The 23,911-nt window shown below is 54.7% G+C and carries 25 protein-coding genes and 1 other RNA gene; 21 read left to right on the top strand and 5 right to left on the bottom strand.

Translation table 11 applies throughout. The features are described from left to right. Positions 1–139: 139 nt before the first annotated feature. Positions 140–236: signal recognition particle sRNA small type (ffs, locus tag R2K28_RS13835), an RNA gene on the top strand. Positions 237–276: 40 nt separating this feature from the next. Here ffs and R2K28_RS13830 read toward each other — a convergent pair. After that, positions 277–993 (bottom strand): DUF3581 family protein, encoded by a 717-nt coding sequence (locus R2K28_RS13830; protein WP_316365219.1) that lies wholly within the window; start codon positions 991–993, stop codon positions 277–279. Between the two features lie 206 nt (positions 994–1,199). On the opposite strand from R2K28_RS13830, the gene hspQ reads away from it, so the two are divergent. The 19 genes from hspQ (at position 1,200) to R2K28_RS13735 (ending at position 19,198) form a co-directional block, all read left to right on the top strand. Continuing rightward, complete coding sequence (gene hspQ / locus R2K28_RS13825) at positions 1,200–1,529, top strand: heat shock protein HspQ (protein WP_316365217.1); 330 nt, start codon at positions 1,200–1,202, stop codon at positions 1,527–1,529. 17 nt (positions 1,530–1,546) lie between these two features. Next, positions 1,547–2,002: a DUF3465 domain-containing protein gene (locus R2K28_RS13820; RefSeq protein WP_116445956.1), complete on the top strand. Its 456-nt coding sequence runs from the start codon at positions 1,547–1,549 to the stop codon at positions 2,000–2,002. Beyond that, positions 1,999–2,505, top strand: coding sequence for a paraquat-inducible protein A (locus R2K28_RS13815; RefSeq protein ID WP_316365214.1), 507 nt, complete (start codon positions 1,999–2,001; stop codon positions 2,503–2,505). The genes R2K28_RS13820 and R2K28_RS13815 overlap by 4 nt, the downstream gene beginning before the upstream one ends. Then, positions 2,502–2,969, top strand: a complete 468-nt coding sequence (gene ybaK / locus R2K28_RS13810) for a Cys-tRNA(Pro) deacylase (RefSeq protein ID WP_316365213.1) — start codon at positions 2,502–2,504, stop codon at positions 2,967–2,969. The genes R2K28_RS13815 and ybaK overlap by 4 nt, the downstream gene beginning before the upstream one ends. Before the next feature lie 539 nt (positions 2,970–3,508). Beyond that, a complete protein-coding gene (locus R2K28_RS13805; RefSeq protein ID WP_316365211.1) occupies positions 3,509–4,582 on the top strand; it encodes a 3-deoxy-7-phosphoheptulonate synthase in 1,074 nt (357 codons plus the stop codon). A gap of 30 nt (positions 4,583–4,612) precedes the next feature. Continuing rightward, entirely contained in the window at positions 4,613–5,350 is a 738-nt protein-coding gene (locus R2K28_RS13800; RefSeq protein WP_316365209.1) for a hypothetical protein, read from the top strand. A 228-nt stretch (positions 5,351–5,578) separates the two neighbouring features. After that, positions 5,579–6,469: a hypothetical protein gene (locus tag R2K28_RS13795; RefSeq protein ID WP_316365207.1), complete on the top strand. Its 891-nt coding sequence runs from the start codon at positions 5,579–5,581 to the stop codon at positions 6,467–6,469. A gap of 213 nt (positions 6,470–6,682) precedes the next feature. After that, positions 6,683–8,962, top strand: a complete 2,280-nt coding sequence (locus R2K28_RS13790; RefSeq protein WP_316365206.1) for an NADP-dependent malic enzyme — start codon at positions 6,683–6,685, stop codon at positions 8,960–8,962. A 117-nt stretch (positions 8,963–9,079) separates the two neighbouring features. Continuing rightward, entirely contained in the window at positions 9,080–9,460 is a 381-nt protein-coding gene (gene sdhC / locus R2K28_RS13785) for a succinate dehydrogenase, cytochrome b556 subunit (protein ID WP_316365205.1), read from the top strand. Next, a complete protein-coding gene (sdhD, locus tag R2K28_RS13780) occupies positions 9,457–9,798 on the top strand; it encodes a succinate dehydrogenase, hydrophobic membrane anchor protein (RefSeq protein ID WP_116445963.1) in 342 nt (113 codons plus the stop codon). Before sdhC ends, sdhD begins: the two co-directional genes overlap by 4 nt. A 19-nt stretch (positions 9,799–9,817) precedes the next feature. Continuing rightward, positions 9,818–11,578, top strand: coding sequence for a succinate dehydrogenase flavoprotein subunit (sdhA, locus tag R2K28_RS13775; RefSeq protein WP_316365203.1), 1,761 nt, complete (start codon positions 9,818–9,820; stop codon positions 11,576–11,578). Positions 11,579–11,678: 100 nt separating this feature from the next. Next, positions 11,679–12,371, top strand: coding sequence for a succinate dehydrogenase iron-sulfur subunit (locus R2K28_RS13770; protein ID WP_316365202.1), 693 nt, complete (start codon positions 11,679–11,681; stop codon positions 12,369–12,371). A 9-nt stretch (positions 12,372–12,380) separates the two neighbouring features. Then, positions 12,381–12,644, top strand: coding sequence for an FAD assembly factor SdhE (locus R2K28_RS13765; protein WP_116445966.1), 264 nt, complete (start codon positions 12,381–12,383; stop codon positions 12,642–12,644). Positions 12,645–12,734: 90 nt separating this feature from the next. After that, entirely contained in the window at positions 12,735–14,348 is a 1,614-nt protein-coding gene (dnaX, locus tag R2K28_RS13760; RefSeq protein WP_316365199.1) for a DNA polymerase III subunit gamma/tau, read from the top strand. A gap of 185 nt (positions 14,349–14,533) precedes the next feature. Continuing rightward, positions 14,534–14,857 (top strand): YbaB/EbfC family nucleoid-associated protein, encoded by a 324-nt coding sequence (locus R2K28_RS13755; protein ID WP_116445968.1) that lies wholly within the window; start codon positions 14,534–14,536, stop codon positions 14,855–14,857. A 31-nt stretch (positions 14,858–14,888) separates the two neighbouring features. Continuing rightward, on the top strand, positions 14,889–15,485 hold the full coding sequence (gene recR / locus R2K28_RS13750) for a recombination mediator RecR (RefSeq protein ID WP_316365196.1): 597 nt from the start codon (positions 14,889–14,891) through the stop codon (positions 15,483–15,485). A gap of 9 nt (positions 15,486–15,494) precedes the next feature. Beyond that, positions 15,495–15,839: a histidine triad nucleotide-binding protein gene (locus R2K28_RS13745; protein WP_316365195.1), complete on the top strand. Its 345-nt coding sequence runs from the start codon at positions 15,495–15,497 to the stop codon at positions 15,837–15,839. Positions 15,840–15,890: 51 nt separating this feature from the next. Continuing rightward, entirely contained in the window at positions 15,891–18,851 is a 2,961-nt protein-coding gene (locus R2K28_RS13740) for a heavy metal translocating P-type ATPase (RefSeq protein ID WP_316365193.1), read from the top strand. Between the two features lie 35 nt (positions 18,852–18,886). After that, positions 18,887–19,198, top strand: coding sequence for a hypothetical protein (locus R2K28_RS13735; RefSeq protein ID WP_316365192.1), 312 nt, complete (start codon positions 18,887–18,889; stop codon positions 19,196–19,198). Between the two features lie 36 nt (positions 19,199–19,234). Here R2K28_RS13735 and R2K28_RS13730 read toward each other — a convergent pair whose 3' ends face one another. The 4 genes from R2K28_RS13730 to R2K28_RS13715 form a co-directional block, all read right to left on the bottom strand. Beyond that, on the bottom strand, positions 19,235–20,014 hold the full coding sequence (locus R2K28_RS13730; RefSeq protein ID WP_316365191.1) for a hypothetical protein: 780 nt from the start codon (positions 20,012–20,014) through the stop codon (positions 19,235–19,237). A 303-nt stretch (positions 20,015–20,317) separates the two neighbouring features. Then, positions 20,318–21,574 carry a diaminopimelate decarboxylase gene (locus R2K28_RS13725; RefSeq protein WP_316365190.1) on the bottom strand — a complete coding sequence of 419 codons (1,257 nt, stop codon included), beginning with the start codon at positions 21,572–21,574 and terminating at the stop codon, positions 20,318–20,320. Continuing rightward, positions 21,574–22,794 carry an LL-diaminopimelate aminotransferase gene (locus R2K28_RS13720; RefSeq protein ID WP_316365188.1) on the bottom strand — a complete coding sequence of 407 codons (1,221 nt, stop codon included), beginning with the start codon at positions 22,792–22,794 and terminating at the stop codon, positions 21,574–21,576. Before R2K28_RS13720 ends, R2K28_RS13725 begins: the two co-directional genes overlap by 1 nt. A gap of 245 nt (positions 22,795–23,039) precedes the next feature. Then, a complete protein-coding gene (locus R2K28_RS13715) occupies positions 23,040–23,384 on the bottom strand; it encodes an ArsC family reductase (RefSeq protein WP_316365187.1) in 345 nt (114 codons plus the stop codon). A gap of 256 nt (positions 23,385–23,640) precedes the next feature. On the opposite strand from R2K28_RS13715, the gene R2K28_RS13710 reads away from it, so the two are divergent. After that, positions 23,641–23,886: a hypothetical protein gene (locus R2K28_RS13710; protein ID WP_316365186.1), complete on the top strand. Its 246-nt coding sequence runs from the start codon at positions 23,641–23,643 to the stop codon at positions 23,884–23,886. The last annotated feature ends 25 nt before the right edge of the window (positions 23,887–23,911 follow it).

The raw sequence follows: 23,911 nt of genomic DNA, 5'->3' as shown, positions 1-23,911 counted from the left end.
TTCCGGGTCACGACGGGGCATACGAGGCTGCCAATAACGGCTGAGAATCCAATCGATAATCCAAAGGGACTAAAATATCGGGATCAAGCTTTAATGGCCCTGAATAATGGGTATAATCCCCAGCTCCTATGGCGGTAGGTATCGGTCCCCCCGCAACGAGAAGCTGTGAACCCCGTCAGGCCCGGAAGGGAGCAGCGGCAGCAGTGGCATCGTGTGCCGGGGTGTGGCTGATACTTCCCGCCACCATCTATTCCCCAGGATTCGTGGCTCAACCGATCACCCTTTGCCAGCGGTGATATAGGTCTGTTTGTAGTCGTTATACTCATCGACCACCCCCTGCATGACCTCATCCTGGTAGGGCTGCAGTCCTCTCAGGGCCATATGCTTGGTGCCGTGTCCAACCTCGATACCCGCTTCCATAAAGCGAAAATCGAGGCGCACCATGCCCTTTTTACCCTGCACATCCAAACTTGAGCCAGTGGATTCCAACTGGGGATCATTCAAGTCCAGGCGATTCAGGTCGATCTCCATGCTCTGGTAGATCACCAGTGGGCGGGCAGGGTTGATCATAACCCCCTCTGCGGCCATCAGTGGTACGAGGATGTGAGGGAAGGCCATACCTGAGAAGGCCACGTAACGGCTGGAGAGGTGATCGATCAGCAGTGGATCATGGGTGGTTTCACCTTCGCGCTCGATGGAGAGGTACTGTTTGCCCGCTTCATCAACAACCTGGATCAGCGATGCGCTACTGTCGGGGAAAATCACTGCCTGGTCTCTCACCATGCCTGAGAAGGTAAAATGCATCTGTTGGCTCAGTCCGAGATGGTTCAGGGCAACGGCAAAGAGCAGATCCCCGGGGACGCAAAACATCTTTGCTTCAGTGTTGTGTAACGGATTGAAATCGTTTGCAATCTCTTTTGCGAAGCGACTGGCTTGGTCGCGGGTGAACTGAACCTTGTTACCCTCGGCAGTAAAATAGTTGGCCAACACCATGGTAGCTTTCCCACTGTTTCAGACGTGCGCGATCATATCAGGAGCTGTTTGGTCAGCATAGCTGGTTTCCATTCAATAGTGTGATCCACATGGGAATATCGCCTCTATCAGCCAGCCAAGCGGGAGCCGTTATATCCGGCTTGGATCTGAACCACAGGCGAATATGATAAAGTAGCATCATCAAAATCACCGCGGAGTTGTCCCTGATGGCTAAAGATTTAGAGACTACAAAAGCAAAGTTCGCAGTCGGCGAGCTTGTCTACCATCGTCTGTTTGAATACCGCGGAGTGATTGTGGATGTGGACGCAAGATTCATGCTCAGTGACGAGTGGTATGAGCAGGTAGCCCGCTCCCGGCCACCCAAGGATCAGCCCTGGTACCGGGTGCTGGTCCACAGCTCCAATGACGAGACCTATGTGGCCGAGCGTAATCTGACATCGGATATCAATATCGAACCGGTGGAGCATCCCTTGATCAAAGAGTTTTTTCATGACTTCGTGGACGGCAGATACGTCACCGGCAGACGAGTCAACTGAGACTGGGGAACTAGGCTTTGTCACAAACGAAAAAAGTCGTTGTTGGCGTTCTCATTATTCTGGTCGCCGGCTATGTAGGCCTGCTGCAACGGCAACAAACCCCACCAGTAGTAGTTCCCGATGCAACCCCCCAGAGCGTTGGCGATGACCAGATCACGCGTGCCTACCGGCAACGGGCGAAAGATCTACAGGTAAGGGGTGATGGTGAGGTTGTGCGGTTGCTAGCGGATGATCTTGACGGCAGCAGACACCAGCGTTTCATTCTTCGCCTCGCTTCCGGACATACTGTTCTGATCGCCCATAACATCGACCTTGCGCCGAGGGTGGATGCCATTGATGTAGGTGACACTATCGGGTTTTCCGGTGTCTATGAGTGGAATGAGCGGGGGGGTGTGGTGCACTGGACCCATCATGATCCCCAGGGCAGGAGGCAGGGAGGCTGGATCGAGCACCGGGGCAGGCGCTACCGATGACCGCTATGGATGAATCCAGGCCGATGGTGATTCCACAACAGTCGGTCAGATGGCTTCGCTGGTTGCTGGTGATCTCCACAGGCCTGTTGCTTGCGGGTCTCTATCTGCCGATGCTGACCCTGACCAAGTTTCTGTTTATCGCAAACTCATTTTCCGTGATATCGGGGATATGGGAATTACTCCAGAGGGGGCACTGGTTCCTCTTCGCTGTGGTTGGATTGTTCAGTGTGGTATTGCCTATCCTGAAGATCCTGCTGCTGTTCCTGTTACTGCAACTGGGTGAAGTCAACTCGACACGCTATATCAAACTGCTGAAGATCATGCATGATTACGGACGCTGGGGAATGCTGGATGTGATGGTGGTGGCGGTGATGATCGTGGCGGTAAAACTGGACGTTATTGCCGAGATCGAACTGCATACCGGACTCTATCTGTTCGCCGCCGCGGTGTTGCTCATCATGTACATCACGCACCGTATTGCCGGCTATTCGCAAGCACCATGACACCGGCAGTCAACGCGGCAAAAAAAGCCGGGATAAAGTTCCGGACCCACGCTTACGAGCATGACTCGAAGCATCCGTCATATGGTCTGGAAGCGGCAGAAAAGCTCGGCATCACCCCACAGCGTGTGTTCAAGACCCTGGTGGTCCAACTCGATGCCAAGGAGTTGGCCGTGGCAGTGGTGCCGGTGGCATCCCAGCTGGACCTGAAGGCGTTCGCCAAGGCTGCGAAGGTGAAAAAGGTGGCCATGGCGGATGCCAGGCTGGTGGAGCGTAGCACCGGGTATGTACTGGGCGGTGTCAGCCCGTTGGGGCAGAAAAGGCGCCTGTTGACCTTGCTTGATCGTTCCGGGCTCGATTTTCCCACCCTCTATGTCAGTGCCGGGCGGCGTGGTTTGGAAATTGAACTGGCGGCCGGTGATCTGTTGCGGTTGTTGGATGGGCGCTTGGCGGATATTGCCAGATAGGGGGGTTAGTAGCGGCCAGCGGTAAGCGGCCAGCAGCCAGCGGTGCCACAATGATGTACAAGTTTTCACTGCTGTCCCGTTAACTTTCGTTTACTCCAGAACCAGTCCTAAACGCCCCTCTCCCTTGACGGGAGAGGGGTTGGGGAGAGGGTGTGCGTCAAGCGCTTGATAAAATTGAAGCGTAAACAGCATTCACCCATCAATACCTATGATGCTGATTATTGAAGCAGATGATGGTATTGATTATACCCCCTCTCCCCCGGCCCCTCTCCCGCCAGGGGGAGAGGGGGGTTACTCTCCCCGTGTATTTGCCACCCTGATGTATTTATGTTTTCTTCAGTCCATCATCTTGTCCTGCCTACTGTTTTTGATGTCTCAAACCTCACTCGACAAGAGAAATCAAGTAGGATTAACCTGTTAACACCATAATGGCCGAAGTTAACGGGACAGCATTGACAAGCTTTAGATGTCTTAGCTGAGTATAATGGTGTCAGTTTGCCACTATGTGAAAACCGAAAGCGCCATCCAGGGTATTTGTCATGACAGGTCAGCAACCGACAATTGATAGTCGTGTATCCAATATCCGGGTCTCCAGCACCCACAGACTGATTCGTCCCATTGATCTGTTACGGGAGATGCCCGTCAGTGATGCCGTCAATGAGCATGTGCTCAAGGTGCGCAACACCATTCATGACATCCTGACCGGTGCCGATCAACGTCCGTTGGTGATTGTCGGACCCTGTTCTATCCATGATCCGGCTGCCGCCATGGATTATGCGCAAAGACTCAAGCCAGTGGCGGATGCCCTCAGTGACCGGCTGTATATCGTCATGCGGGTCTATTTTGAAAAGCCCCGCACAACCATCGGCTGGAAAGGCTTGATCAATGATCCGGAGATGAATGGATCATTTGACATGGGCAAGGGCTTGCGCCTCGCCAGGCAACTGCTGCTCGATATCAATGCCCTCGGACTGGCTACGGCCACCGAGATACTTGAACCCTTCACGCCCCAATATATAGGCGATCTGCTCGGTTGGGTGGCGATTGGTGCACGTACCACCGAGAGCCAGACCCATCGCCAGATGGCATCCGGTCTTTCCGCGCCGGTGGGATTCAAGAATTCCACAGACGGCAATACCAAAGTCGCGGTAGAGGCCATGCTGGCCGCTGCCAGTTCCCACACCTTTCTGGGAATCAATGAACTGGGTGAGACATCCATCGTGGAGACAACGGGCAATAGGGATACTCACCTGATTCTGCGCGGCGGCAGTCGCGGGGCGAATTACGATCAGCAAGATGTATTCAAAGCGGCGGAGATGCTGCGATCGAAGCAGCTCAATCCAAGATTGATGGTCGACTGTTCCCACGCCAACAGCGGTAAGGATTACACGCGCCAGGTCATGGTCTGGGATAATCTTATGCAACAGATATGTCGGGCAAGAAACGACGCTGTCGAGTCCTATATTCTTGGGGCAATGCTGGAGAGTCATATCAATGCCGGCCGGCAGGATATCAATGCTGATCTGGCTTATGGTGTATCGGTTACAGACGCCTGTATCGATTGGAACACTACACAACAGCTATTACAGCGCGGCTATCAAGCGTTGGCCTGAGAGAAGACTCATCAAGGGGAGGCATCAGCCGTGGGGCAGACATTGGAGCAGGATTTGAAAACCCTGGCAACCGCAAGGGTGTTTTTTGGGCATCAATCCGTGGGCAAGAATATTATCGCCGGCATGGAAGATCTAATCGGGGACTATCCGGGGGTTGATCTTAAGATCACAACAGATAGCGCAGAGATCGGTGAGGCCTCCGGGTGTCTGCTGCACACGGCAGTGGGCAAGAACACGGAGCCACTGAGTAAATGTGTTGATTTTGCCAGGCTCATCGATCAGGAACTCGCCGGGAAGATCGACTACGCTTTGTTGAAATTTTGCTATATCGATGTCGACCGGGACTCAGATGTCCAGCAGTTGTTCACCGATTACAAGGGCATCATGGATGAGCTTATAAACAGGCATCCGGAGATTACATTCATTCATACTACAATGCCTCTCAGGCACACGCCTGGTGGCCTGTCGGTATGGATAAGAGAGCTTCTGGGCAGGCCGAACAACAGCAAACTGGATAATATCAAACGCAATCAATTCAATCAGTTGCTCCGTTCCAGTTTCAGTCATTCCCCAATCGTTGATATTGCCGCGAGCGAGTCCACCTATGCCGATGGCAAAAGGGAGTCGTTTAAAATGGACGGCCAGACCTACTATTCGCTGATCGGAGAATATACCAATGACGGCGGTCATCTGAATGAAAATGGCCGTGCCCGGGTAGCCGCTGCATTTGTCCGGGAACTTGCCCAGTCTATTCGCAATCATCCCTGAAACGGCCGGCCCCCGTTGTGCCTGTCGGGAGTGCGATGCAGCTCTCAATAAGAATGGGAATCCAGCCCCTGGATTGTTCAAGCAGGCCTGGCGTGTGCCGATATGCCTGAGTAAGCGTGTCGATAGGGTGGGCGAACTCAAACGACCAAGGAGCGTTCCCTCTATAGAGCAATAATCTCCCGGGTGGAGAAGGATAGACTGAATCATTCCCCGAGGTAAAAAATAGTTATGGCACCTGATCACGATGCTGATGCCTTGCAGGCCGATATCTCGTCACTGGAAAGCAAACGACAGATCCTCAAACAGATCGTCGATATCACCAAGGCGATTGAGAGTATGCAGGATAGTCTGAATGCCGTGCTGGTGCTCGGTGTGGACTCCAAGGACATACCGGAAGACGGGCTCAATCTCTACAGTTCCCTGAGTGATTCCCTGCGCAATCTGCCAGTCAGCAAAATCAAACAATATTTCAACAATCTCGAACTGATCGTTAAGGGGCAGCTGGAAAAGATCCTGCGCTACTCCGGTCTGGATTACAGCGGTGATGAGAGTATCGAGTTTATCTCGCTCTCCAGCGATGCGAGTGATGCCAATCCATTTGATCTGCTCGATGAGTTCAAACGTACGGCTCAAACCGCGGTTTCGTTAAGGGTATTGCTGCGCAAGCGTGGAGTCGCCACCCCTGGGTCGCCGATCCCAGTCTCAGCGTCACTCATCAAAGAGCAACTCCTGCATCTGGAGGCCCAGGAGGGCCAGCAGCGGGTCAGGGCCAAGGAGAAGATCGTCGAGATGCAGGACGATGTTAAGGCAATGCTTGAAAACCCGAACTATCCCGATGGCATGAAACAGGTGCTCAGGGGTGTGGTTGACAATCTGGAGCGGGATATCAAGCTGTTGGATAAAGGGGCTTCCCTGAATAAACTCAGCTTTGTGATGGAGTCGGAAGAGGTTCTCAGTGTGGAGGAGACGAACATTGAGGTGGCTGAGGTGGAGGCGATCGAAATTGGTGGTGTGGAAGATGAACAGACGGATATGAGTTTTTCCTCTGCTGCAAGCCGCTGGCTCAACAGCCCCTGGGATGTCTCCTGGGGTGATATCAACAATGATAAAAGTAAATAACCTGGGTCTTTTTTACATTCTGATGATAGGGATGTTACCGGGAGGCTAGGTTTGGCCTGGACTTTCCGTCTCTCTGCTGGTTTAATATTCGTTTATCAATAGTACTACAGTTGAGTATTGCTTCTATTAATGCTCACTATTGTGCATATATTGATTAACCCTCGGCTACACTCTACTGAATCACTGACCACCTGAATCGAGGACAACCACTCTATGCCTCATGAGTTGAGACAGGCAGCGCTCGACTATCATCGCTCACCAAAACCAGGCAAGCTTGAGATCAAGGCCACCAAACCGATGGCTAACCAGAGAGATCTGGCACTCGCCTATTCACCCGGTGTGGCCGTCGCCTGCGAAGAGATCGAAGCGGACCCCAATAAAGCGGCAGACTATACCGCCCGGGGAAATCTGGTGGCTGTGGTGACCAATGGCACAGCCGTTCTCGGTCTCGGCTCTATCGGCAGTCTTGCCTCCAAACCTGTCATGGAGGGCAAGGCGGTACTGTTCAAACAGTTTGCAGATATCGATGTCTTCGATATCGAAATCGACGAACAGGATCCGCAACTATTTATCGAGACCGTGGCGCGGCTTGAGCCAAGTTTTGGTGGCATCAATCTTGAAGATATCAAGGCGCCGGATTGCTTTATTATCGAACAGGCACTCAAGGAGCGCATGAATGTTCCGGTGTTCCATGATGATCAGCATGGCACCGCGATAGTGGTTTGCGCCGCTATTCTGAATGGACTCAAGGTGGTGGGTAAGGCTATCGAGGAGGTTAAGCTGGTTACCGCCGGTGCGGGTGCGGCTGCCTTGGCCTGTCTCGGTCTGCTGATCGATATGGGGATGCGGCGAGAGCATATCATCGTTACCGATATCAGCGGTGTGGTGTATAAGGGCCGCACCGGTGAGATGGACTCCTACAAGGGGGCCTATGCTGTGGATACCCCCCATCGTACCTTGGAACAGGCCCTGGAAGGGGCTGATATATTTCTAGGACTATCCGCCGCCGGCGTTTTGAAAGGGGATTGGCTTGCGAAAATGGCGCCTGATCCGCTTGTCCTGGCGCTGGCGAACCCGGTCCCGGAGATCATGCCGGAAGCGGCAAAGGCAGTCAGACCGGACGCGATCCTGGCGACGGGCAGAACCGATTATCCCAATCAGGTCAATAATGTTCTCTGCTTTCCCTTTCTGTTTCGCGGTGCCCTTGACGTGGGGGCGACCGAGATCAACAGTGCTATGAAATTGGCCTGTGTGCGCGCCCTTGCCGAGATGGCTCAAGCGGAGTCCTCGGATGTGGTGCGTTCCGCCTATGGCGGCCAGCAGCTGCAGTTCGGACCTGACTACCTGATCCCGAAACCCTTCGATCCCCGCTTAATGGAGAGCGTCCCCTACGCGGTGGCGATTGCGGCGATGGAGTCCGGGGTTGCGCAACGACCGATAACCGATTTGGAGAGCTATCGTAACCGCCTGCAGCACAGGGTTTTCCGTACCAGCATTCCGATGCGTCCGGTGTTTGAAAGGGCCAGTGAAGAGGTACGTCGGGTGGTCTATGCAGAGGGCCAGGAAGCGCGTGTCCTGGAAGTGGCTCAGCAGGCTGTGGATCAGGGTATCGCCATCCCCGTACTCATAGGACGGCGTGAAACCATTAACGAGCGTATTGCAGCCCTTGGGTTGAGAATGCGTGAAGGGGTTGATGTCGAACTCCTCGATCCCTTTGATAACCCCCACTTCGACCTCTATGCCAAGATCCTGTTAGAGCGGCTGCAACGGCGTGGCTATTCACCCAAGGAGGCACGTGAAAAACTGCGCCAAAACCACACTGTTCTGGCGTCGGTGGTGGTGGCATCGGGGGATGCGGATGCCATGATCTGCGGGACCGTGGGTCGGTATTGGACCCATCTCGATTATGTGCGCAAGATTATCGGTACCGAGAGCGGTATCAATAAGCTCACCTCCATGAATGCCCTGGTATTGCAATCCGGAACCCTGTTCATTGCGGATACCTATGTACAAGAGGATCCTTCGGCAGAGGATATTGCCGAGATTGTCTCGCTATGCGCTGAAGAGGTGTTATGGTTCGGTATTCAGCCCAAAGTGGCGCTGATCTCTCATTCAAATTTCGGTAGTCACAACTCCTCTTCAGCAATTAAGATGCGTGAGGCTTTGGGGATTGTGCGCAAGCGCATGCCGGATCTGGAAATCGAGGGAGAGATGCATGCCGATCTTGCCCTGTCGGAAGAGCTGCGTACTGCCCGTTTTCCCAATTCACAACTCAAGGACCGGGCCAATCTGCTGATCATGCCAAATCAGGATGCGGCAAACGTGGCCTTCAATATGATGAAAATGCTCGGCGATGGGATTGCGATCGGACCGATTCTCATTGGCAGTGCAAAATCGGCCCATGTGGTTACACCCAGCATCAGTGTGCGTGGATTGTTGAATATGACTGCACTCGCTTCGGTACGCGCCAGTTGTATGATGAACAAGGATTGAATTATGAGTGATTTTGTTTGGAGTGAGTCGCTTCAAACATAGGGCAGCTGATCCTCAGAGCCTTTAGCAGTTCGACTCTGATCTCGTTTAACATAAACAGTATTGGAAAAGAGAAACATGCAAGAGACTAACCCGAGACCGGTCTTTCTCAATCTTTTTAAGATACGCCTGCCAATGGCCGGTATCATGTCGATCATTCATCGCGCTACCGGTGTGGTGATGGTATTGGCGATCCCGCTTCTTATCTATCTACTCGATCTTTCTCTCAGTGGTCCCGATGGGTTTGCCGCTGCCAAGGGGCTATTCGCCAATGGCCTTGTGAAGTTGATCCTGTTTCTCTTTGTATGGGGGCTGATGCACCATTTCCTGGCGGGTATCCGCTATCTGTTGATAGACATCGATATCGGCGTTGAGAAACCTATGTTCCGTCAAACCGCATGGGCAGTGACACTGGTTGCACCTGTGTTGGCGCTGATTTTATTGGGAGGTCTGCTATGAGTCGTCGTGCGACTGGTCTGAGGGCCTGGTTTCTTCAGCGTGCAACCGCAATCTATCTATTGCTGTTCATTGTCTTTGTACTGCAGCAGATGATCTTCAATCCGCCGCAGGATTTTAGTGCATGGCAGGGATGGGTGGCTCACCCCTTGGTCGGGCTCGGTCTGCTGCTCTTTTTCGCCTCCCTGCTGCTGCATGCCTGGGTCGGTTTTCGTGATGTACTTATCGACTATATCCACCCCACCGCGCTACGCGTGACACTGCTGACGCTGGTCGGTTTCGTCCTGGTCGGCTGCGCGCTTTGGGTTCTGCAGATTATCTTTACGGCGGCTACCGCCTAAGAAAAAGGTTCACAACAAGATGGCACTGGAAAAGCAACGATTCGACACACTCATTCTCGGGGCAGGCGGTGCCGGTTTAAACGCCGCCCTGCAACTGGCCAATGCGAACCTCAAGGTGGCAGTGGTCTCCAAGGTATTTCCCACCCGTTCCCATACGGTGGCGGCGCAGGGGGGAGTGAATGCCGCCCTGGCCAATGTGCTGCCTGACAACTGGCATTGGCATATGTTCGATACCGTCAAGGGATCTGACTATCTCGGCGACCAGGATGCCATCGAGTATATGTGCCGTGAAGCGATACCCACGGTGTATGAACTGGAACACAACGGCGTACCATTCTCGCGTCTCGCCAATGGCAAGATCTACCAGCGGGCATTCGGCGGCCAGAGTCAGGACTTCGGCGGAGAGCAGGCGGCACGTACCTGCGCAGCCGCTGACCGCACCGGGCATGCGATCCTGCACACCCTCTATCAACAGAACATCCGCGCCAAGACCCATTTCTATGACGAGTACTTCGCCATCGACCTGATCAGGGATGGCGAGGGATTCGTATTGGGCGCCCTGGTGTTGAACATTGCAACCGGGGAGCCGCTGTTGATCGAGTCCAAGACCACGCTGCTGGCAACCGGAGGCTGCGGACAGGTCTTCAGGACCACCAGTAACGCCCATATCAACACCGGTGATGGCATGGCGATGGCATTACGTGCCGGCCTGCCGCTGATGGACATGGAGTTTTTCCAGTTTCATCCCACCGGCATCGCCGGCAAGGGCATGCTGATCACCGAGGGCGTGCGAGGCGAGGGGGGTTACCTCATTAACAAGGATGGTGACCGCTTCATGGAGAAGTATGCACCGAATGCAAAAGATCTTGCCAGCCGCGACGTGGTGGCCCGATCCATCGTCACTGAAGTGCGTGACGGTCATGGTGTCGGCCCGGAAGCGGATCACGTGTTGTTGAAGGTCAACCATCTGGGCGAGGAGGTTATCTCCAAGCGTCTGCCGGGTATCCGCGAGAGCTCCAAGATCTTTGCCGGCGTCGATCCGGTGAAAGAACCGATACCTGTGTTTCCCACGGCCCACTATGTAATGGGTGGTATCCCCACGGATCGTTTCGGCCGGGTGATGCCCAGCGCGGATGATAATGGGGATCATCTACCGGGACTCTATGCCGCTGGCGAGTGTGCCTGTGCATCGGTGCATGGGGCCAATCGGCTGGGTGGCAACTCCCTGCTCGATATCCTGGTGTTTGGCCGTCTGGCTGGGCACAACATCATCGAGTATGTGAAAGATAATTCAGGTCATCGCCCACTCGACGAAGCGAGTGTCGAGCAGTCCATGGCGCGGCTGCAGCGGTGGGATAGCAAGGGTGATGGTATCACCGTCAGTCAGTTGCGCAACGATTTCCGCAAGACCATGGAGGATCATGCCGGCGTATTCCGCGTCGAGGACATGATGGCGGAGGGGGTCGAGAAGGTGAAGCAGCTGCGGGAGAAGTTGAGTGAGGTTCGACTTACTGACCACTCCTCCACCTTCAATACCAATCGAACCGAAGCCCTGGAGCTGGAGAACCTGATCGATGTGGGTTTGTCGATTGCAGTGTCCGCATTGCACCGTAAGGAGAGCCGCGGCGCCCACTCAAGACCAGACTATCCGAAACGGGATGATGTGGAGTGGATGAAACATACCCTCTATTGGAAGGAGAACGACAAGCTCGATTACAAGGGTGTGCGGTCACAGCCTTTGACTGTTGAGAGCTTTCCGCCGAAGGAAAGGGTTTACTGAAGAGTTTTTAGTTATAAGTTTTTAGTTTTAAGTTGCGGCGAACACCATAACTCAAAACTCACTACTCAAAACTAAAAACTCGAAGCAACGAGGTTTTGAAATGAAATTCAGTGTCTACCGTTATAACCCGGATACCGACAACGAGCCCTATATGCAGGAGTTCGATGTCGAACCACGTCAGGGGATGATGTTGCGTGATGCCCTGCTGGCGATACAGGCCCAGGATGAGTCCTTTACCTTCAGGCACTCATGCGGTGAAGGGGTTTGCGGTTCCGATGGTGTGAATGTCAACGGCAGCAACAAACTCGCCTGTATTACAGCTGTGGCTGACTTGAAGGAACCGGTGGAGGTCAGACCTTTTCCAGGCCGCCCGGTGATTCGAGACCTGGTGGTGGATATGAGTCAGTTCTATGCCCAATACAAACAGGTTGACCCCTGGCTGATTCGCAAGGACCCATTGCCTGAGCAGGAGATTCTCCAGTCGCCTGAAGAGAGAAACAAACTCGATGGCCTGTATGAGTGCATCATGTGCGGCTGCTGTTCCACCTCCTGTCCATCCTTCTGGTGGAATCCGGATAAATTCCTGGGTCCCCAGGCACTATTGAGTGCCTGTCGGTTCCTGGCCGATAGCCGTGATCAGGCCAAGGAGGAGCGGCTCGACAAACTTGAGGGGCCGTATAAGCTGTTCCGCTGCCATACCATTATGAACTGTGTGGAATCCTGTCCGAAGGAGCTCAATCCCACCAAGGCGATTGGCCATATCAAGGCCATCATGCTGAAGGATGCCATCTGAGCCTGGCACATGATTATCGAGGATAACGATCTGGCGGATATCGAAAGACTGCGTTGGCAGTGCCGGCGCGGCATGCTCGAGTTGGATGTGCTGTTGGAAGCCTTTCTGGATCAGCACTATGCCGGACTTACGCCCCGCTTACAGCGACTCTTCATTCAGCTGTTGGGCTTTCCCGATCCCGTAATCCACGCCTGGTGTGTCGGCGGTGAAGCGCCGGAAGATGATGAGTTCGAAGAACTGATTGCCTCCATCAGGGAGACCCGCGTCGCGTGAGTTGACAAACAGCCCTGCTAGCGGCTGTGATTCCACTGCTGATTCGGGTTAAACTGCCCATCTTCAGTCCGCGGATGACGAATCGTTTAAATGTCTTATCAGGTACTTGCACGGAAATGGCGACCCCAGTTGTTCAGCCAGCTGGTGGGTCAGCAGCATGTGGTCAAAGCCCTCACCAACGCCTTGGAGCGGGAACAGCTGCATCATGCCTATCTGTTTACCGGTACCCGTGGTGTGGGCAAGACCACCCTGGCGAGAATCTTTGCCAAATCCTTGAATTGCGAAAAAGGGATCAGCGCATCCCCCTGTGGTGTCTGTGATGCCTGCCGTGAGATCGACGAGGGACGCTTTGTGGATCTCCTGGAGGTGGATGCCGCATCGAGGACCAAGGTGGATCAAACCCGGGAGCTGTTGGAAAACGTTCCCTATGCGCCGGTGCGCGGACGTTACAAGGTTTACCTTATCGATGAAGTCCATATGTTTTCCGCAAGCAGTTTCAATGCTTTATTGAAGACTCTTGAGGAACCGCCACCACATGTGAAATTCATTCTCGCCACCACTGATCCGCAAAAGGTGCCGGTGACCGTTCTCTCCCGTTGTCTACAGTTCAATCTGAAACGTCTCGACAGGGAGCAGATCGAATCCCAGCTGCGCCACATCCTGGAGCAGGAGAAGATCCTCTTCGATGAGCAGTCGATCTCCCTGCTCGCCCGGGGTGCCGATGGCAGTATGCGCGATGGCTTGAGCCTGCTCGATCAGGCCATTGCATTTGGCGGTGGAGAGGTCAAGGGGACCGATGTGGCTGTCATGATCGGTACTATCGGTGCCGATCAGATCTATCTTTTGCTCGAGGCATTGGCCAACTCGGATGGTCGGCGACTGATCTCCCTGGTGGCGGAGATGGCGGAGCGCGCGGCTGACTTCAGCAATGCCCTGCAGGAGTTGCTCGCCATGCTGCATCAGATAGGCATGCTGCAGATCGTGGCGGAGTATGAGCCTGACGAGGTCTATGATCCGGATCGTCTGCACGGGATTGCCCAGACCCTATCAGCGGAAGACGTGCAGCTCTTTTATCAGATCGTGTTGTTGGGACAGAAGGAGCTCGCCCTGGCACCCGATCCACGCAGTGGTTTTGAGATGGTGCTACTCCGGCTATTGGCATTCAGACCGGACCAACCCGAAGCGGCGCCGGGTGAATCATCCGGTTCGCAAGCCAAATCCCAGCCAGTAGAGGGTGTCAAACCGGTTGCTGGAAAAAGCACGGCCGTGAAGAGCGCCACCCAACCGACAGCCAAGCCATCCGCCACTGATGATCCCTCCGATTGGGAGGGCTTCGTCAACGCTATGCGGCTGGGTGGCATCACCAGCCAGCTCGCCCACAACTGTAGCTTTGACAGCTGGGATGGCCAGACCCTGCGTCTGACGCTGGATGCATCAATGAAGCAGTTGCGGGTCGGACAATCGGAAAAGCGCCTGCTGGAGAGTATTTCAAGGCTCCTGGGGAAAGAGATAAAACTCCTGATCACGGAAGCGGTACCCGAGGATGAGACACCGGCGATGCGTCAGAAACGGCAGCAGCAGGAGCGTCAGCAGGAGGCTGAGGCCAAGCTGAAGAGTGATCCATTGGTGCGTGAGATGGAGGAGCGGTTTTCGGCACACCTGCTGACCGATTCTATCCGGCCGATGGATGAGCCGGGAGGTTGATGTAGGCCAACACTGGATTGGCTTTTATGTTTTGCGGATTCTGATGACATTCCGGTAACGTGCTGATGTTTTTGGATGTTTGCAGGCATCTTAAAGTGAATCCTAGAATCTGTTTAACGATTTTCACAGCGAATCCCAAAGTCAGAAATTGGGGGACGACAAATGATTGAGATGAGGTTAGTTCCATGAAAGGTGGTTTAGGCAATTTGATGAAGCAGGCGCAGAAGATGCAGACCGAAATGCAGGAGGCGCAAGAGCGATTGGCCCAGGAAGAGGTTACCGGCGAGTCCGGGGGCGGTCTGGTCAAGGTGGTCATGAACGGCAAGCATGAAGTGCGTCGGGTTGAGATTGACGACAGCCTGATGTCGGATGACAAGGAGATGCTGGAGGATCTGGTGGCTGCGGCGCTAAACGATGCCGCGCAACGGGTCAGCCAGAAGATGCAGGAGAGCATGTCCGGGTTGACTGCCGGATTGGGACTGCCACCTGGGATGAAACTGCCTTTCTGAGACCCTATGTATTTATCGATCGGGAGCTGCCATGCCTAGCCCCTCACTGCTGCAGCAGTTGATCTCGGCCTTGAGATGCCTCCCCGGGGTGGGAGCCAAGAGTGCGCAGCGCATGGCCTATCATCTATTGGAGCGGGATCGTGAGGGAGGTAGGGAGTTGTCGAGGATCCTGGCGCAAGCCATGGATAGGGTTGGACACTGTTCCCGTTGCCGTACCTTGAGCGAGAGCGAGCTGTGTCAACTATGCGCCAACCCGGAGCGGGATCCGGCCCAGCTCTGCATCGTGGAGACACCGGCCGATCAGGCCATGATCGAACAGGCCATCGACTACCGGGGTTGCTACTTCGTGTTGGGCGGGCATCTCTCGCCATTGGACGGCATAGGGCCGAAGGAGATCGGCCTCGATCAACTGGCTGAGCGTTTTGCCGGGGGCGAGGTCAAAGAGATTATTCTTGCCACCAATCCGACGATTGAAGGGGATGCGACGGCCCAATATATTCACGATATGGCGGCAAGCCGGAATATAAAAACAACCCGAATCGCCCAGGGGGTTCCCATGGGCGGGGAGTTGGAATATGTGGACGGTGCAACATTGGCGCACGCCTTTCGAGGCCGATCAGAGTTTTGAGGAGAGAGTATGAGCGACTGCCTGTTCTGCAAATTTATCAGTGGTGAGATCCAGCCCGACAAGGTCTATGAAGATGAAGAAGTGCTTGCCTTCCGGGATATCAATCCACAGGCCCCAACCCATATCCTGATCATCCCCAAGCGGCATATCGCCACCCTCAATGAGCTGGAATCCGATGATCAGGCATTGATGGGTAAACTCATCCTGACCGCACAAAAAGTGGCAGAGGAGGAGGGTATCGATAGCGCGGGCTACCGTACAGTGATCAACTGTAACGAGGCCGCGGGCCAGTCAGTCTTCCATATCCATCTGCACCTGCTGGGTGGACGCACTATGCAGTGGCCTCCCGGATAGGGAAAAGGATAGAGGGCCATCCATAGCGCTGGGTGACCCTCACTAGCAAGCATGCATTCGCAACAGCAAGCTGACAGGGAGACGACCTCTCCCGCAGCAGCCTACCAATTGTCGATCACGGGCATGACCTGTCAGCACTGCGTGGCGGCGGTGGAAAAGGCTGTCGCCGGCGTGCCGGATGTAGCACAGGTTGAAGTCAGTCTCACATCCAACACGGCCCGGATCATCGGGGGGAATCCCCAACTGGCCATTGCGGCGATCAGGGAGGCCGGTTATGAGGCGCAATCCCTGAGCGAGACGCCTAGCCACTGTCCGCTGCCAGCCACCGATGTTCAGCAGGATACAGGCACAGCGGCGCTGACATTGACGGATGGCTATACCCTGACCATCGACGACATGACCTGTGCCAGTTGTGTGGCCGCGGTGGAGCGGGCCATCCGTTCGGTGGATGGGGTTTCGGAGGCGGTGGTCAACCTGGTGGAAAAACGTGCCCAGGTGATCGGGGGTGACCCCGACAAGGTGGTCGACCGGGTGATCGATCAGGGTTACGGCGCACACCTGGATAGCACCCACCGCGCACCGGATGAACTGCTGCTTGAGATCACTGGTCTTGCTCAAGATGCCCAGCGGCGGCAGCTGTCCCGGCTGTTGCGGACCCTGGATCCGGAAGCCGGCTTGGATCAAGAGAAGGGGGCATGGCGCATCCATACCGGGCTCCATCCCGCGCAACTCCTGATCGAGCTTGAGCATGCTGGCATATCGGCACGTCTGGTGGAGCCTTTCACCGATCCCTACGCGGAAGAGGCCGCCGCGGCCGCCGCTGAAGTCAGACGCTCCTGGCAGCGGGCACTGCTCGCGGGGGTGGTGGGGATCACCCTGATGATCGCTGAAATGAGCGGTAACACCCCATTAGTGAGTGAGTCCGGGGGTGAGAGTTTCTGGTTGGGCATCGCCATCCTGTGCCTGTTCGTGATGCGATTCAGCGGTGGCCACTACTATCTGGGTGCCTGGAAACAGGCCAAACATCTCTCCGCCAATATGGATACCCTGGTGGCATTGGGCACCGGCACAGCCTGGCTCGCCTCCCTGCTCATCGTCGTCCAGCCCCAGGGTCTGCTGCTGCAGACGGAGAAGCTCTATTTCGACGCATCGGTTTTGATCCTTGCCTTTCTCCAGTTTGGCCATGTGCTGGAGACCCGGGCCAAACGGACCACCAGCGAGGCGGTGGGTGCCCTGGTGGGATTGGCGCCAAAGATCGCCCAGGTCATCCATGGGGGAGAGGAGGTATCTGTCCCAGTCTCCCTACTGAGATTGGGTGACCGGATTCAGGTGCGACCCGGTGAGCGCATCCCCATCGATGGCGAGGTGGTGGAGGGTGAGTCGACGGTGGATGAATCGATGTTGACCGGTGAATCACTGCCTGTGAGTAAACAGCCGGGTGCCCTCGTTACCGGGGGCACCATGAACCGTAACGGCACGCTTCGATTTCAGGTGACCCGGCTGGGAGAGGAGACGACGCTTGCCCATATCATTGCCATGGTGCGCAAGGCGCAGATGAGTAAACCCCCCATCGCGCGGCTTGTGGACAGGGTTTCCGCAATCTTCGTACCGGTGGTTGTGGTGATCGCCGTGATCACCTTCATCGTCTGGCAGATAGTGGCGCCGCAACCCTCGCTACCCTATGCCCTGACCGCCAGCATCGCGGTGCTGGTGATCGCCTGTCCCTGTGCCCTGGGGTTGGCAACCCCGATTGCGATTATGGTGGGGACCAGCCGCGCCGCCCAGTTGAATGTCCTGATCAGAAACAGTGAAGGGCTGCAGCGGGCCAGCGGTCTGACCCACCTGGTGGTGGACAAGACCGGTACCCTTACCCGGGGATCTCCCACGGTCACCTCCCTCTACCCTGTAGCGGGAGTGGAGAGAAGAGAGCTGATCGCCCTCGCTGCCAGTGTTGAATCCCAGGCGTCGCACCCATTGGCGGAGGCGATAGTCGATTACGCGGGTCAGCTTGGGATTGACCTGCTCCCCGTAGCGGCGTTCAACTCCCACCCGGGACGAAGTGTGGAGGGGAGTGTATCGGGGATGACCGTGGAGTTGGGAGGGAATCAACTCCTGACCTCAAATCGTCTCGCCCCCCCTGCCGAACTGCTGGCACATGCCGAACGAGAGGCCGCACAAGCGGGCACACCGGTGTGGGTCATGGGGGAGGGGAGGTTCCTCGGGCTGCTGATTCTCAAGGATCCCCTGCGTCACGACAGTCAAACTGCCGTGGAGTCTCTCAGAGAGCATGGGGTTGAACTGGTCATCTGCAGTGGAGACAACCGCGCTACCGTAGAAGCGGTGGCGCGGGCACTGGGGGTTGGAGCGGTCCACAGTGAACTACTGCCGGCACAGAAGCTCGATATAGTGAAGGGATTGCAGCAGCAGGGCCATCGTGTCGGGATGGTGGGGGATGGCGTCAATGATGCCCCGGCCCTCGCCCAGGCTGACACAGGATTTGCCATCGGCAGCGGCACCGATGTGGCCATAGAGAATGCGGATATCACCCTGGTCGGCGATTCCCTGCTCAATGTCTCCACGGCGATTGCCCTCTCCAGGGCAACCTTGAGGAACATAAAACAGAACCTTTTTGGCGCATTTATCTATAATGTGATTGGTATCCCGATGGCAGCGGGTGTGCTCTATCCTCTCACCGGTTGGTTGTTACCGCCCATGTTTGCCAGTGCGGCGATGGCACTATCGTCGGTGACCGTTGTCACCAATGCCAACAGATTGCGATTTTTTCAGGCTTCAAAGGAGGCACCCTTGAGTATCACGCTGAAAGTCAGTGGCATGACCTGCCCACACTGTGTAATGAACGTCAGCAAGGCGCTGCAGGCCCAACCGGGTGTGGTGAATGCGGAGGTCAGTCTTGAAGAGGCACAGGCTGTCGTTACCGGTAGCGCGGACCAGGAGGCCCTGGTCAACGCTGTCGTCGAGGCGGGCTATAGCGTGGAATCGGTCTCCAGTTAAGGGTGTTTCGGCACAATACCTGGTTTGAGTAGCCAATGCAGATATCCCACTCTCTGACATTGCCATCCATGACCCTCTCGCTGGAGCAGCAGCGGGAGAGTGCTGCGCGGATGACTCAAACCCTCCCACTTGCCTCACTGGTCGGTGAGACCTCACCCACACTGCGCAGTGTGGAGCATGTGAAACAGGCAGAGCAGTTGCTGCAACGCCAGCAATCGAGACCAAGCTTCAGCCAGATTAATGACGATCCCAGCAAACAACGTGCGCTCGCCTCTTACCAGTCGGTACAGGCAGACCAGGAGCGAGACTACATCAGCGAGGTCCTAGGTATCGACGTCTATGCTTGAGCGCCAGGCCTGACATCCCTGTCTTGATAATCTGGCTCAGGAGGATGCAGGCTGCATCGCGTCGCGAATCTTGGCATGTGCCACGATGCTGTCATCCTGTCTCAGTGAGTATTCGATGATGTGTTCACCACTCATCACCCGCGGATTGACTCCGGTTGCCTTGACTGCATCATAGCTCTCATAGAAGCGCTTCCAGGTGATTTTACGCACTTGGAATTTGGCCCGAACTTCCGGATTGTTGGTTTCCAGAAACAGCCGGTCGATCTGCTTCCACTCCCGATACTGTTCCGGATAGGTCATGCCCAGCTTATCGAGCCGATGTTGGGCCTCCACATGGGTCATACCGCTGATCAGCTTTCCTTCCATGAATAGCAGACCCTGGCGTACTGTGGTGGTAGGTGGACGATTGTTCCACTCTGCAACCTTCGCCGGATCCTTGAACAACTCACGAATCAGATAATAGGCCATGGTCTGATTCATCTTGAATGAGTAGGGGATATTGAAGTGCTTCAGGATATCCACCTGCCTGCCGTCGGGCGGGGTGAAGAGACCGAGAATATTCATGGCCTGGCCCTTGGTCAGTTGCTGATTCAGCCAGATACCCCGATCGGCCATCTCTTGCAGCATGGCTTCCGTGGCGGGTTCATTTTGCCAATCATCAGCTGAATCCCGGGGAAGGGTCAGGGCAGTTTCGATCTGCTCCTGGAAGTTGTCGATGTTGATCCTGTTGTTCTTGGTTGGGTTGGACAGGGTGTGCTTATAGACATAAAACAGGCCGATCAGCACGAAGGCGGAAATGACGAAAAATAGCTCCATGGGTTTTCTCCCGGAATTGATTCTTTTTACAGCTCGGTTCTGTGTGGTCAGCGGTATGGGGCAATGAACCTTGAGTATCCGAATGGCCTCTCGCACCATTTTTGAGAACCACTACTCAAATTATGGTTATTTGTAAGATGCGGGAATTAAAGGAGTTTTTAGAGAAATCAATGACCTAAGCCAAATCGAAGAATGCCGTTCTTGATGGCCACGAACCACTAATTTCGCAGGCTGTGACGGTGATGTTTGGCTATTGGGAACCTGGGTATTGGCGCCGGGTGGGAGCGCTTCGCGAGCTACCAATCAGCCAGGTATAAACCGGTCAGGCGCAAAGTTCAGGGTGGCGAAGAGGTCGTCCACGCTCTCTTCGCGACGAATCAGATCCACACTGCCGTCGCTGCGCAGCAGCAGCTCCTTGGGTCTGGTCTTGCCGTTATAGTTAAAGCCCATGGCATGGCCATGGGCGCCGGTATCGTGAATCAGCAGGATATCCCCATCCTGGATGGCCGGCAGGGGGCGTTGGATGGCGAATTTGTCATTGTTCTCACACAAAGAACCCACCACATCCACCGTCTCCTGCTCACCCTCCTTGCCGAGTACCGATAGATGGTGATAGGCATCATACATGCCCGGCCTCATGAGAGACGACATGCATGAGTCGACACCCACGTAGGTGCGATATATCTCTTTGCGGTTTATGGCGCGGGTAACCAGTACCCCATAGGGTCCGGTGATATAGCGCCCACTCTCGAGAATAAGTCTGGGGGCATAACCGTGATGCGCCTTGAAGCTACGGAACAACTCGGCGATCTCCTTGCCCATGCTCACGATATCGAGGGGCCTTTCCTGGGGACGATAGGGGATCCCGAGACCACCGCCGATGTTGATGAAGTCAAAACGTATATCGAGCTTTTCGGAGAGCCATACAACCCTGTCCAGTAACATCCGCGCGGTCTCGACCATATAGGCATGATTGAGTTCATTGGATGCCAGCATGGTGTGCAGTCCGAAGCGACGGGCACCCCGTTGCATCGCCTTTTTGTAGGCATCCAGCAGCTGATCGTGAGCCACACCGTATTTTGATTCGAGAGGGTTGCCGATGATGCTGTTGCCGCTGCGCCGTTCCCCCGGGTTGTAGCGGAAACAGATCAGTTCCGGCATCTGCGGCACCTTGTCGATCAGGGAGATGTCGTCAAGATTGAGCACGCAGCCACCGTCGGCCTCTGCCACAGCGAACTCAGCCGGGCTGGTATTGTTGGAGGTGAACATGATCTGTTCACCGCTGGCGCCGACCTGCCGGCTCAGCAGCAGTTCTGTAATGGAACTGCAATCGAAGCCGAATCCCAGCTCCTGCATGATCTTCATGATGCTGGGGTTCGGCAGTGCCTTGACGGCAAAATATTCACGAAATGAATCAACCCCGGCAAAGGCCCGGATGAGGGCTTCGCCGTTCTCTCTGATACCCTTCTCATCATAGATATGAAAAGGAGTGCCAAAGTGCTCGACGATATCCTCCAGGGATCCCTCAAGACGCTTGGCAAGATCTGCTGAGATGGGCACTATAGGGCTCCGCTGATTCTGTTCATGGCATCCTGTACATTCTCAAAACTGTTGAAGGCGCTGATACGAATATAGCCCTCACCGCATTTACCGAAACCTGCGCCCGGGGTACAGACCACACCCGCCTTGTTGAGCAGCATATCGAACAGATCCCATGAGTCACCCTTGGCGTCGATCCATATATAGGGTGAGTTCTCACCGCCAATGCAGTTATAACCCAGGCCCTCCATCTGTTCGCGGATATATTTCGCATTCTTCAGATAGTAACTGACCAGTTCGCTGATCTGGGCGCGCCCCTGCTCGCTGTAGACCGCCTCGGCGGCCCGCTGCACAGGATAGGAGACACTGTTGAACTTGGTCGTATGGCGGCGGTTCCACAGGTCCTGGATCGAGACCGCCTCACCGGATGCGGTATAGGCTTTGCAAGCCTTGGGTACCACGGTATAGGCGCAGCGTGTCCCGGTGAAGCCGGCGGTCTTGGAGAAACTGCGAAACTCCACGGCAACCTCCTGAGCTCCCTCGATCTCGTAGATCGAGCGGGGCAGGGTCTCATCCTGGACAAAGGCCTCGTAGGCGGCATCGAACAGGACCAGGGCCTTGTTGGCCTTGGCATAGTCGACCCACTGCTGCAACTGCGCCTTGGTGGCGGTGGCCCCGGTGGGATTGTTGGGGAAGCAGAGATAGATCAGATCCACCGGCTCACTGGGCAGGCCGGGTATAAAGCCGTTCTCCCGGGTACCTTCCAGGTAGGTGAGACCCGTGTAGCGTCCCGCTTCCGCCTCACCGGTGCGTCCTGCCATCACGTTGGTGTCCACATAGACCGGGTAGACAGGATCCGGAATGGCAACCCGAATATCGTTGGCGAAAATCTCCTGAAAGTTGCCTGAATCGCATTTGGCGCCATCACTGACGAAGATCTCATCGGCCTCGATGCTGCAGCCACGGGATTGGAAATCCCCCTTGGCGATCGCCTCGCGCAGAAAATCGTAACCCTGTTCAGGGCCATAGCCATGGAAGGTGGAGTCATTGGCCATTTCGTCAACGGCTGCATGAAAGGCCTTGATGCAGGCATCCGGCAGGGCGCGGGTGACATCACCTATGCCCAGACGGATGATGTGCTTTTCCGGGTTGGCCTGCTGAAAAGCGGCAACTCGCTTGGCGATGTCTGAGAACAGGTATGAGGCCTGGAGTTTCTTATAGTTCTCATTGATTTTGATCATGCTACACCTCAGGAAACCGAAAAACGGGCCATTATACAGAGATTGTGTGAGAGTAGGAGAGTAAGATCCTAACCCTTGAGTTTTGAGTTTTGAGTTTTGAGTTTTGAGTTTTGAGTTTTTAGTGGATGGGTTCGCTTCGCTCACGTCTGATTAGATTCTCAATCCTATTTATCTGCTGAAATTGGCGCAACGTTGTCTTCCCAGGGTTGGCATGATGGGTAGTCAGACAGTGCATTGAGCAGGCTCTAACCGAATAGTTCGGAATAGAGTTCCTCCTTGAACCCGACATGCAGGGTTTTTCCAATCTGGAGTACGGGTCGTTTGATGATTGAAGGGGTCTCAAGCATGACCCGGATGGCGCTCGCTTCATCGATTTCAGCCTTTACCCTGTCGTCCAGTTTTCGCCACATCATACCGCGACGGTTGAGCAAGGTTTCCCAGCCAACCTTCTCGACCCACTGGCGCAACAGCTTTTCCTCAATCCCAAGTTTTTTATAGTCATGAAATTCATAAACGATATTCCTCTCATCCAGCCATTGACGGGCCTTTTTCATCGTGTCGCAATTGGGTATGCCATACAGCCTGAGCATGGTGATATCTCTCTTTTACAGTAAAAACAGTACATTGAGTGGAGCAGTCTAGGAACTAAAAGTGCATGCCAGTATAAAATAGGCAGAACCTATCAACCAGTGGCATTCGGTAGGGTTTTTACGTCTGTTCAGCTTATCCACTTTTTACTACCGTTAAGGATATTAACCACCGTTTTGCCACCCGCTTGTGGATGGTTTGGTGGTAATATCTTTACATACACTTTTGTAATGTTAATTTCGAAAAAGGACAATTTCGATGATTCAGTTCAGCGATAACCAAGATGATTGGGACATAGATGCCAACCTAAATCTGATCAGCCACAGCTGTGGTTTTGAAGCTGAATTCAGAGGCAGTGAGATCTACGGCATCAAGCACTTTCCTATTGAAGCAACCATCCTTGATATCAGGCGTATGGTCGTCAAGGCAGAAGAGATTCTCACCCAATCATACAATCACTCCATGGGTAGTCAGGGTTCCGATTCTTTCATGGTAATGAAATAGATCCTATATTGATCCACCGGTTCTA

This window comes from Candidatus Thiodiazotropha sp. CDECU1 (assembly GCF_963455295.1).
Classification (GTDB): domain Bacteria; phylum Pseudomonadota; class Gammaproteobacteria; order Chromatiales; family Chromatiaceae; genus Thiodiazotropha.
The sequence above is the reverse complement of the archived record's forward strand: the minus strand, read 5'-3'. Positions and strand labels throughout refer to the sequence as shown.

Coding starts and splice junctions, on each gene's coding strand:
- R2K28_RS13805 (WP_316365211.1), top strand. CDS start 3,509: ATGACAGGTCAGCAACCGACAATTGATAGTCGTGTATCCAATATCCGG.
- R2K28_RS13795 (WP_316365207.1), top strand. CDS start 5,579: ATGGCACCTGATCACGATGCTGATGCCTTGCAGGCCGATATCTCGTCA.
- R2K28_RS13735 (WP_316365192.1), top strand. CDS start 18,887: ATGCAGATATCCCACTCTCTGACATTGCCATCCATGACCCTCTCGCTG.
- R2K28_RS13710 (WP_316365186.1), top strand. CDS start 23,641: ATGATTCAGTTCAGCGATAACCAAGATGATTGGGACATAGATGCCAAC.
- R2K28_RS13715 (WP_316365187.1), bottom strand. CDS start 23,384: ATGCTCAGGCTGTATGGCATACCCAATTGCGACACGATGAAAAAGGCC.
- R2K28_RS13765 (WP_116445966.1), top strand. CDS start 12,381: ATGATTATCGAGGATAACGATCTGGCGGATATCGAAAGACTGCGTTGG.
- hspQ (WP_316365217.1), top strand. CDS start 1,200: ATGGCTAAAGATTTAGAGACTACAAAAGCAAAGTTCGCAGTCGGCGAG.
- dnaX (WP_316365199.1), top strand. CDS start 12,735: ATGTCTTATCAGGTACTTGCACGGAAATGGCGACCCCAGTTGTTCAGC.
- R2K28_RS13730 (WP_316365191.1), bottom strand. CDS start 20,014: ATGGAGCTATTTTTCGTCATTTCCGCCTTCGTGCTGATCGGCCTGTTT.
- ybaK (WP_316365213.1), top strand. CDS start 2,502: ATGACACCGGCAGTCAACGCGGCAAAAAAAGCCGGGATAAAGTTCCGG.
- R2K28_RS13755 (WP_116445968.1), top strand. CDS start 14,534: ATGAAAGGTGGTTTAGGCAATTTGATGAAGCAGGCGCAGAAGATGCAG.
- R2K28_RS13790 (WP_316365206.1), top strand. CDS start 6,683: ATGCCTCATGAGTTGAGACAGGCAGCGCTCGACTATCATCGCTCACCA.
- R2K28_RS13815 (WP_316365214.1), top strand. CDS start 1,999: ATGACCGCTATGGATGAATCCAGGCCGATGGTGATTCCACAACAGTCG.
- R2K28_RS13720 (WP_316365188.1), bottom strand. CDS start 22,794: ATGATCAAAATCAATGAGAACTATAAGAAACTCCAGGCCTCATACCTG.
- R2K28_RS13830 (WP_316365219.1), bottom strand. CDS start 993: ATGGTGTTGGCCAACTATTTTACTGCCGAGGGTAACAAGGTTCAGTTC.
- sdhC (WP_316365205.1), top strand. CDS start 9,080: ATGCAAGAGACTAACCCGAGACCGGTCTTTCTCAATCTTTTTAAGATA.
- R2K28_RS13740 (WP_316365193.1), top strand. CDS start 15,891: ATGCATTCGCAACAGCAAGCTGACAGGGAGACGACCTCTCCCGCAGCA.
- R2K28_RS13770 (WP_316365202.1), top strand. CDS start 11,679: ATGAAATTCAGTGTCTACCGTTATAACCCGGATACCGACAACGAGCCC.
- sdhD (WP_116445963.1), top strand. CDS start 9,457: ATGAGTCGTCGTGCGACTGGTCTGAGGGCCTGGTTTCTTCAGCGTGCA.
- sdhA (WP_316365203.1), top strand. CDS start 9,818: ATGGCACTGGAAAAGCAACGATTCGACACACTCATTCTCGGGGCAGGC.
- recR (WP_316365196.1), top strand. CDS start 14,889: ATGCCTAGCCCCTCACTGCTGCAGCAGTTGATCTCGGCCTTGAGATGC.
- R2K28_RS13745 (WP_316365195.1), top strand. CDS start 15,495: ATGAGCGACTGCCTGTTCTGCAAATTTATCAGTGGTGAGATCCAGCCC.